The sequence below is a fragment of the Geodermatophilus sp. TF02-6 genome (assembly GCF_003319115.1).
In the GTDB taxonomy this organism is placed as follows: domain Bacteria; phylum Actinomycetota; class Actinomycetes; order Mycobacteriales; family Geodermatophilaceae; genus Geodermatophilus.
The window spans coordinates 1-9,284 of record NZ_QOHF01000044.1 but is presented as its reverse complement, the minus strand read 5'-3'; the positions used below and the strand labels follow the sequence as shown (position 1 = coordinate 9,284).

7 protein-coding genes are annotated in these 9,284 nt (G+C 71.1%); 1 reads left to right on the top strand and 6 read right to left on the bottom strand.

The genetic code is table 11. The features are described from left to right. Window positions 1–268: 268 nt before the first annotated feature. From DQ238_RS22385 to DQ238_RS22375, 3 genes are all read right to left on the bottom strand, one after another. Window positions 269–508 (bottom strand): ribbon-helix-helix protein, CopG family, encoded by a 240-nt coding sequence (locus DQ238_RS22385; protein WP_233496221.1) that lies wholly within the window; start codon window positions 506–508, stop codon window positions 269–271. Window positions 509–827: 319 nt separating this feature from the next. Next, a complete protein-coding gene (locus DQ238_RS22380; protein ID WP_113783454.1) occupies window positions 828–1,094 on the bottom strand; it encodes a hypothetical protein in 267 nt (88 codons plus the stop codon). After that, window positions 1,078–1,395 carry a hypothetical protein gene (locus DQ238_RS22375; RefSeq protein WP_199506520.1) on the bottom strand — a complete coding sequence of 106 codons (318 nt, stop codon included), beginning with the start codon at window positions 1,393–1,395 and terminating at the stop codon, window positions 1,078–1,080. The genes DQ238_RS22380 and DQ238_RS22375 overlap by 17 nt, the downstream gene beginning before the upstream one ends. A 142-nt stretch (window positions 1,396–1,537) precedes the next feature. Between DQ238_RS22375 and DQ238_RS22370 the strand changes: the two genes are divergently transcribed. After that, complete coding sequence (locus tag DQ238_RS22370) at window positions 1,538–2,482, top strand: hypothetical protein (RefSeq protein WP_113783452.1); 945 nt, start codon at window positions 1,538–1,540, stop codon at window positions 2,480–2,482. Here DQ238_RS22370 and DQ238_RS22365 read toward each other — a convergent pair. From DQ238_RS22365 to DQ238_RS22350, 3 genes are all read right to left on the bottom strand, one after another. Further along, window positions 2,417–3,574, bottom strand: coding sequence for a hypothetical protein (locus DQ238_RS22365; RefSeq protein ID WP_113783451.1), 1,158 nt, complete (start codon window positions 3,572–3,574; stop codon window positions 2,417–2,419). The two genes, DQ238_RS22370 and DQ238_RS22365, sit on opposite strands and share 66 nt — an antisense overlap. 1,098 nt (window positions 3,575–4,672) lie before the next feature. Next, complete coding sequence (locus tag DQ238_RS22355; protein WP_113783450.1) at window positions 4,673–6,361, bottom strand: class I adenylate-forming enzyme family protein; 1,689 nt, start codon at window positions 6,359–6,361, stop codon at window positions 4,673–4,675. Window positions 6,362–6,534: 173 nt separating this feature from the next. Then, the gene (locus tag DQ238_RS22350; protein WP_113783449.1) at window positions 6,535–8,706 is read right to left on the bottom strand and encodes a DEAD/DEAH box helicase; all 2,172 of its coding nucleotides are present in this window, start codon (window positions 8,704–8,706) and stop codon (window positions 6,535–6,537) included. Between the last annotated feature and the right edge of the window lie 578 nt (window positions 8,707–9,284).

Here is a 9,284-nt window from a genome sequence, read left to right as displayed (position 1 = left end):
ACACCACCGACCAGCCCACCACCGAGGAGGTGAACGCCCCGACCATCCCGGCGCTCAGCGCCTGACCAACCCAGCAAAGATCACGCGGTGCAATCGCCTTCGATACACCACGTCAGCGGACTTGACCAGACGTACTCGACGTACCGGCATACAGTTCGGCACGGGTGATCACAGAGTAGGCGAGACGGCTACGCCGCCCCGACAGCCGCGCCCGCCCCGACAGGTGATCGATGCACACATCGGTGTCGACCAACAGATCCCCCACCTGTCAGCCGATCTCGCGGTCCCACTCATCCCGCGACGGCACCCGCTCCCCCAACCCCGGGCAGGAACCGAACGTGTCCGCCAGTAGCCGCTCCCGCTCAGCACCGTCGACATCGGCAGCCAGGTAGGTGTCGACCGCGTCCCTGATCACGTGCGCCATGGTCTTACGCTCCACGCGAGCTCGTTCATCCAGTCCCGCACGTTGCTCAGCAGTCAGATACACCTGCGTCCGCGTCACCGACATACAGCACATCATACAGCGTCCGCTTGTCAGCGCAGAGGTTGACCGCCATGGGCTGCCGGGCGGCACACCGGCCCCCAGCGCAGTAGCACATCAACCTGCATGCGCCGGAGGCTCGTGATACTTCGCGTGATACTGCCGCCCGTGTGGTTGGCGGTATCAGGACGCCTCTCGAGGTTGTTGGCTCGTCGCAGCGTTGACCGAAGATGCAGTTCGGCGCGCCGAAAGGCATCTGGCTGCAACTCGCACGGCCGGAGTTCAAGTCCCCCTCGGACACCACGTGATGCACACGGCGTCTCCCCCAGTGGCCATCGGGTTCTCGTCAGGACGCGCGGCGTTCCTTGTCGAGTCGGTCCAGGAGCCATGCCCGGGCCATCGTGGACATCGGCAGGTGCTGGCTCTCGGCGATCTCTTGGATTGCGGCGAACTGTTCCTCCGAGAGCCGGACGTTGAACATCCGACTCGCTTGGTTCGGACGGCTGATGACTGTGCCCTCCGGGTACGGCTCGTCGGTATCGGCCTCCGCTTCCAGGCGCCGGGCGTCCTCACGTGCGGCGCCGGCCTCGTGAGGATCAAGATTCTTCGCCATCGTCACCCTCCTTCAGGTACGTCGCGAGATCGCGGCCGCTGGCCGGCCGGGCGTTCATGCCGTGGAGATCGCCGTCGAGATCGCGGTAGGCGATGACGACGAGGACCTTTCCGGCCGACGGCGAATATCCGATGAAGCCGGTCGCGCCAACCCGGGACGTCGGGTACGGCGAGACTTTGACGAGCCGTTCATCGGCCATCACCTCCGCCGTCCAGGCCGGCTCGATGTCGAGCGCACCCGCATACCGAGTCGAGCGGGACTGGATGTAGGCAGCATCTTCGTCTGCCCAGTACAGCCCCACCGCGACAGTGTAAGACACTGACTTACGGGCTAGGTCTTCAGCGACAACGAGAAGCCGGTCACCACCGGGCACTGACCCGTCTGCGGCATGCCGCAGCTGCGGGATCTGCCGGGGGGTCCCGTTCTGGCGACAGTATGGAGTCGTGCCGATTCCCTCCGGGTCCGCGGATCAGGGCACCCTGCCGTTGATCGGTCTGGACGACGAGCTGTCGGCGCTGCGCGAGGAGGTCACTCGGCCCCGGGCAGAGAACGCCCGGCTGCTGCACCTGCTGGAGCTGACCCCGCAGCAGGCGCGGCCGCCCGGCCCCGTTCAGACCGGCGTCTTCGACGGCGAGCCCGGGCCGGTGCACGCCGGCTCACCGGCCGCGGCCAAGGTGAAGTTCTTCGCAGCCTTGTTCGCCGCCCGGCCTGACGTATGTGCGCTGCGCTGGGAGAACGCGCGCACCGGCCGTGCCGGTTGGATCCCCGCGGTGCGAGGCGGCTGGCGCAAGGGCGTCCCCGCTGCGGAGCGGGAGTGCCTGCCGCTAACCGAAGAGGTCCTCACTGCGCACCTGTCCGGCGACCTGGAGCTGGCCCTCTATCCGCTGCTGGACGCGGACCGCTGCCACTGGCTGGCCGCCGACTTCGACGGCCCCGCCGCCGTTCTGGATGCGCTCGCCTACCTCAAGGCCGCCCGCACGGTCGAGGCATCCGCGGCGCTGGAGGTCTCCCGCTCCGGCCTCGGCGGACATGTCTGGCTGTTCTTCAGCGCACCCGTCCCCGCGGCCACCGCCCGCCAGGTCGGCACCGGCCTGCTGCGCGAGGCGATCGCCGTGCGCGGGCGGATGGACCTGGCCAGCTACGACCGGCTGTTCCCCTCCCAGGACGTCGTCCAGGTCGGCGGCCTCGGCAACCTCATCGCTGCGCCCCTGCAGGGCCGCGCCCGCCGCCACGGAGATCGCCGTCCAGGCGCCTGCCGTGGTGAATGCCCGACTCGGGGCCAGGATCACGGTCGGAGCAGCAAGCGCGTGGGTGGTGTCGGGTCATACCACGCCGAGGCGGTCGAGCCGCTGGATGAAGGAGATCTTGCGGCGCTGATCCCGGCGTAGCTGCTGGACCCGGTCGGCGAACGTTCCGCTGGTGCCCTCGCGGCGGCAGATCTCCGCCAGATCGGAGAGCAGTGCTGCCGCCGTGTCGTAGTCGGCGGCTGTGCGTCGCTCGATGAGCTCGGCGACCTCGCGCCATGCCTGGTCCTGCCGCTCCGCAAGCTCGCTCAGGTGGTGCTCGCGAGCCCGTTCGGCGGCGCGACGGCGCTCCGCGGCCCGGCGCTCGGCCTCCCCCCGGGCTGAACGCTGTCGATCCTCGCGGCGCCTCCGGGACCGCGCGAGCAGCTCTCCCGCCGTTCGGCCGCCTTCTTCGCCGACCCCGATGGGCGCCGCGGCCCGACGGCAGCCGGCCAACAACTCCGCGCGCACCTTGGGCCCCTCGCCACGAGCGACCTGCAGCAGAAACGCGTCCTTGCGCTCCGCCGACAGCTGCGCCAACCAGTCGGACAGCTCGGTCAGCGGGTCGTCGATGCCCAACGGAGCGCTGCCCTCGGCCGCCACGGCGACCAGATCGGGGTCGATCCGCAGGAAGTCCACCACCATGCGCAGCGCCGCGCTCAACCGGCCGAGTCCCGGGGGGACGGGCGGCTCGACCTCGTCCTCGTCGACCTCACCGTTCACGACGGCGAGCAGCCACGCCACGTAGAGCAGCCGCAGGTCCCCGGCCATCACCTCGGCGCGGACCGGCACGATCGAGGCCAGCAGGCCCGAGCCGTCGAGCCAGTCGTCGTCGTATTCGCCGTAGTCGTCCCCGGTGGACAGGTCGACGACCGCGTGCCCGCCGGTCGTCCACGCGGTCGAGTAGTCACCAACGAGGTACCGGTCCAGCACGGCCGTCGCCGGGGAGCCGAACACCTCGGCGGGCAGCCGGAACACCAGCCGGCGCGTTCCCCAGTTGGCCAGGTAGAGGAACGCGTCGAAGTAGCCCTCGACCAGCCGCCGCGGGTCGGCCTTCAGATCACCCCACTCGTAGTGGTTGACGAAGCTGGTGGGCGTGATCAGGGCCCGTGTGGAGATCGCCCGCAGTTCGGCTTGTTGGTCCTCGCACAGCGGCTGGTCGATCGCCACGAACTCGTAGTACTGGTACTCGCTCACTGCGGGCAGTCCTCCGGTCTCGTCGAACTCGACCCTGCGCAAGAGCCCGCAACGCAACGGTCACGAACCGTGATCACCCTCCGCCAGCGTACGAAGCAGGCCGCAAGCCCACTATTGGCGCTGCAACCGCCGTCGACAAGGGCACAGTCGGTTGCGGATCGCGCCGGTCTGCCCCTCCCCCGGCTCGGCCACTGCAGGCCTCGAGACCCTCTCGATCACGGCCGCAGCCGTGTGCGCATGTAGCGAGTCGCCCTCGGACACCGCTTCACACACACCGGGGCTCGGCCGATGTCGGTCGTCGCGATGCTGGCGCTCGCCGATCGATCGCTCGCAGCTGGGAGGACCGCAGCTGGGAGGACCGCAGCCATCCCTGCCGCTTGACGCGGGCGACGAGCACGGCGTCGAGCAGCACCTGGCACTCACGGGAGGTCCGGGCGCGGGTCCCTCGTGCTCGGCGGCGTACCACGCGACCAGATCGAGGTGGTCGTGCTCGTTCCAGCGGGGATCGGCCTCCGGCAGGATGTCGAAGCCCGCGGAGGCGGGCGCCAGCCGGGCCGTGTCGCGCTGGCAGCGGAGCGAGCCGTGCACCGCGCTCGGCCGCCGCAGGCCGCGCGCCCGCAGAGCCTGCCCGGCGGTCCCGGCCTGCCTGCGGCCGAGGTCCGGCAACCGGTCGCAGTCCCCGGTCCCGAACGAGGCCTGCCGTGTCGGATCAGCAGCACGACGGGCATGCGCAGCCTCCGTGGTGAACGGGGACGGTTACCGCTCTGGCGACCTCGCCGGAGGGTGCACCGAGCGGCTCCGGCCGGCCGGGGGTCGCGGGTGCGGGCGCGGGCGAACGCCCGACCCGTCCGGGACGTCAGCCGGTGCGGGGCGGGTCGTGCCCCCGGACCGGCCCGGCAGCCGGGACCGTGTGGACACGGGCCGGGTACGCCGCGGAACCGGTGGGGCTCGCACGGCCGACCGCCCCGCCGCCCTGTCCCGATCGGCGATCACGACCCGCACTCCCTCGGCGGCCAGGGCCTCGGCGACGGCCAGGCCGATCCCGGACGCGCCCCCGTGATCAGCGCGACCCGAACCGGCCCCTCCGCCGGGGTCATCTCAGCTCGACGGCGATGGCGCCTGCACCGTCGCCTGGTCGCGCAGCTCTCGGCGGAGGACCTTGCCGGTGATCGTCTTCGGGATCTCGTCGACGATCTCGATCTGCCGGGGGTACTTGTAGGCGGCCATCCGCGCCTTGCAGAAGGCGATGAGCTCCTCGGGCTCGGCGCTCTTCCCCGCCTTGAAGCTGACGAAGGCCTTGACCGTCTCCCCGCGGTAGGCATCCGGGACCCCCACCACACCGCACTCCCGGATCGCCGGGTGCTGGTAGAGGACGTCCTCCACCTCGCGGGGCCACACCTTGAAGCCCGAGGCGACGATCAGGTCCTTCTGCCGGTCGACCAGGTAGAACCAGCCCTCGGGGTCCATGAACCCGACGTCACCGGTGTGCAGCCGGCCACCCGGCATCGCCTTCGCCGTCTCCTCGGGCTTGTCCCAGTAGCCCGGCACCACGCCGGGGCCCTCGGTGACCAGCTCACCGATCTCCCCCGGAGGCAGCTCTCTGCCGTCCTCGTCGACGATGCCGACGGTGTAGCCGCACACCGGCACCCCGACAGACAGCGCGCCGCTGTTCGGATCCACCGGAGCTCGCCGCCCCCACGGCACGCCGTGCGACGGCGAGGTGGTCTCCGTGAGCCCGTAGATGTTGTGGATGTAGGCGCCGAAGTGCTCCTCGAACTGCTCCACGGTCGACGGCGCGATCGGCGCCCCGCCGCTGCCCACCTTCGTCAGTGCGGAGAGGTCGCGCTCGACCGCGTCAGGGTTGTTCATCAGCGCGATGAACGCGGTGATCGACCCCATCGCCCACGTGGCGCGGTGCCGCTCGGCGAGCTCGGCCATCACCGCGGCGTCGAACCGGTAGCCCAGCACGAGTGGCATCGGCAGCAACAGCGCCACGCCCAGGTGGGCCACCAGCCCCGTGACGTGGAACAGCGGGGCCACCGCGAGGCAGACGTCGTCCGCCGTCAGGTGGACCCACTGCCGGTACACCTCTGAGTTGTAGACGACGTTGCGGTGGGTGTTCATCGCGCCCTTGGGCGGCCCGGTCGTGCCCGAGGTGTACACGAGGAAGGCGACGTCGTCGGGGCCGAGTTCCACCGGCGGCGGCCGCTGCCCGTCGTAGCCCCGGATCAGGTCGAGCAGGTCGAGCGTGCCCTCCGCCCGCTGCCGCCGGACACCGGCGAACAGCGACTCCGATCCCGAGTCGGCGAGGAAGTCCAGCTCGCTGGTCGTGATGACGGAGGTGACGCCGGTGGCCTCGACGGCAGGTCGTCCGGCCTCCGGGTACAGCGACTCCTGCTCGATGAGGATCCGGGCGCCGGAGTCGGTGAGCAGCCCCTCCAGCTCCCGCTGCTTGTACATCGGGTTGACCGGCACCATGATCGCGCCGAGTCGCCAGATGGCGAGCATCGCGATCAGGAAGGTCGGGACGTTCTGCAGCTGGACGACCACCCGGTCGCCCCGCTGCAGCCCACATTCCTCGGCCATCGCGGCGGCCAGCGCCGCGGACTGCCGGTCGACGTCGGCGACGGTCAGCGTGGTGCCGAAGTAGTGCACCAGTGGCCTGTCCGGATGGTCGCGGACCGCCGCATCGAACATGCTCACACAGTCGGGGAACGGCGCCTCCAGGTCCGCCGGAACCCCCTCGTCGTACAAGGCCAACCACGGCCGGTCGTCGTACCGTGACATCGGCTGCTCCCTCACTGTGGGACTCATCACAGTGTGACTCCGCCCTCACCCGGCCGGAATCCGGATGTGCGTCGGCCGGAACGGTTCTTCGGGGGTCTTCCGGCATCCCGGAGCCGTGTGCATGTGTACCGTGTCGCCCCTCGGACCCAGCCTCGCCCCGGGATTCCTGACGGTCAGGGACCCGGGGTGTCTCCATGTCCGGGCGACGTCCGCAGCGCATCCGTCAGCAGGGCGACCAGCGCCTCGAGCTGCACGTCGGCCGACGAGGAGACCTCCTCGTCAGACCCGTCCAGCGCCCGGGCGGCGAGCCCCGCCTTGCTCTCGATCAGCTCGGCGATCCGCGCGTCGATGGTCTGCGCGGCGATGATGCGCCACGCGGTGACCGGCTCGGTCTGCCCGATGCGGTGGCTGCGGTCGATGGCCTGGGTCTGCTCCGCGTCGGTCCAGGAGAGCTCGGCCAGCACGATGTTCGAGGCGACCTGCAGGTTCAGGCCCACGCCGGCCGCGGTCAGGGAGCAGACCGCGACGGCGACGCCGGGGTCGTTCACGAAGGCGTCGACGTTCTCCTGCCGCACCGAGGGGGTCTGGTCGCCGCGGATCGACGAGAAGCGCACACCCTGCCGGACGAAGGTCTCCTCGGCGGCGTCCATCACGTCGACGTGCTTGGCGAAGAAGACGACCTTGCCGGCGCTGCGGGCCAACTGCGCCGCGTAGTCCGCGGCCAGTTCCGCCTTCGCCAGGCCGATGCGCCGCATCACGGTGAACACGTTCTCGCCGGTCGTCGCGGCCGTCTCTCTCAGCTCCGAGCGGGCCACCCGGCGGACGAGGTCCATGTCGATGCCGCCGTCGATCCCGCCGTCGATGCCCTCGACGACGGCGTCGGAGGATCGGCTGGCGAGCGCGGTCTCGTATCGCGCCGTCATCCGGCGGGCGAGATCCCGCTCGGCCGCCCGGATCGACCGGCCGACCGGTCCGTCCAGCTCGACGGGCAGGTCGGCGATGCGGCGGGCGGGGATGTCGGCGGCCACGTCGACCTTGCGGCGGCGCACGATGCCGAGGTCGATCACGCACTGGCGCGCCGCGGCGTAGAAGCCCCGGTCGGCAGGCGTCAGGCCGGTGTCCTCGAGCGCGTCCATCAACTCGTCGAGGGGCACGCTGTCGTCGATCCAGCCGAGGAACTGCCAGATCGCCTGGAAGTCCTCGATGTCGTTGATCAGCGGGGTGCCGGTCAGCGCCATCAGCAGGGGCCGCGCGGTGCGGGACCGGATGCGGTCGGAGAGCGCGAGGACGTGCTGCGAGCGCTGCGAGGTCTTGTTCTTGATGAAGTGCGCCTCGTCCACGGCCATGCCGCGGAAGCCGAAGTCGCCCAGCCAGCCCACGTGGCGGTCGAGCACCTCGTAGTTGACCACGACGATGTCGGCGAATCCGTCAACCGTCTCGCCGTCGCCCTGCACCACGGTGGTCGGGCGGTGGGGCGTCCAGCGGGCCGCCTCGCGGGCCCAGTTGGTCTTGACGACGTTCGGCACGACGACGAGCAGCGGGTAGGCGTTGGCCGCCTCTGCGGCGAGCAGCGCCTGGGCCGTCTTGCCCAGGCCGGGCTCGTCGGCGAGCAGGAAGGTCCGGTGGCCGGCAGCGGCCGCGGCGACCAGCTGCCCCTGGTGTGGCATCAGCTCCAGGCCCGCCGGGGTGAACCGTGCCGTCGGCCCCGGGAGCGCCATGCACGCCGGGGCTCCCCCACCGGCGCGCTCGAACGAGCTCAGCAGCGGGCCGAGCAGTTCCCAGCCGGTCAGGCGGCGCGGACGAGAGGTGCGCTGCGCAACGGCGGAGAAGTCGGGGGCGAGGAAGGGGTTCGCCAGCTGCCGGGAGATCACCGACTGCGGCACGACCCGCCGCTCCGTGCCGGCGGGAGCGGTCGCGGTCTCCGCGAGCGCGATCTCGTCGGGCGCCGGCTCGATGCCGAGGTCCCGCAGCATCTCCCGCTTGAGCGACCGGGCCGCGTCGGAGACGACGGCGTCCTCGGCGAGCAGCGCCAGCAGCCCAGCGTCCCGGACGGCGGTCGTCGCGAGGATGGTCGCGATGCCGTCCAGGCGCTTGAGCTGCTCGGCCCGATGACCGTCGCTGCTGGCCACCGCCCGGAGGCGAGCGCGCTCGTCCCGCAGCAGCAGGGCGACGGCCTGGAACTTCGTGCGCACGGCAGGCGTCACGCGGCCGTGCTGGGCGGCCGCCTCGACCTCACGGACGGTTCGGGCGAGCACCGAGACGACGTCGCCGCGGTGGCGGACGGGTCGCTGCTTGCGCGGGGCGGTACGGCGAGCGCCCGTCTGGCGCTGGCCTGGTCGAGCCACAGACTCCTCCTCTGGAATGCCGGACACGGTGGCCGCGGCAGCATGCCGCACCGTCCCGCGGTCAGGACGAGGGACATCCCGAGCGGAGGGCCTGGTGCTTCGGACGCCGAGCCGGTGCGGATCTCCGCAGATCGACGCCGCGGACCTCGGCCGGCCTCTCGCGGGGACCCGGAACCGCCGCCGGTGGGTGGGCTGGTGACCACGGTAGGGGAAGTCGTCGTCGGACGACCGCTCGTGGCCGATGCTCCGCTCGTGTCAACGCGTGCGAGGGCGCATGATTCCCGGCCCGTTGCCCGCCCGATCGGGGACGGCCAGGGTCGGTGAGGGCGCCCGGGAACCGGAGCGCTTCAGCCGGAGTCGAGCGCATCGGCCCACCAGCGACCCCACAGGCGTGTGCGCATGTAGCGCGTCCCCCCTCGGACACCAGCTGGTGCACGCCGGGTCCCCACAGCCTGAGTTCCGCAGCTGAGCTCGGTTCCTGGTGACGGGACGGCGCGTTTACCCAGGTCGTGGCGGAGGCAGTTCGGCGGGACTCCGGAGTGCCTGGTAACGGAGCTTGGCGCGTAACCGCTTGTCTA

Coding starts and splice junctions, on each gene's coding strand:
- DQ238_RS22385 (WP_233496221.1), bottom strand. CDS start 508: ATGTCGGTGACGCGGACGCAGGTGTATCTGACTGCTGAGCAACGTGCG.
- DQ238_RS22380 (WP_113783454.1), bottom strand. CDS start 1,094: ATGGCGAAGAATCTTGATCCTCACGAGGCCGGCGCCGCACGTGAGGAC.
- DQ238_RS22355 (WP_113783450.1), bottom strand. CDS start 6,361: ATGTCACGGTACGACGACCGGCCGTGGTTGGCCTTGTACGACGAGGGG.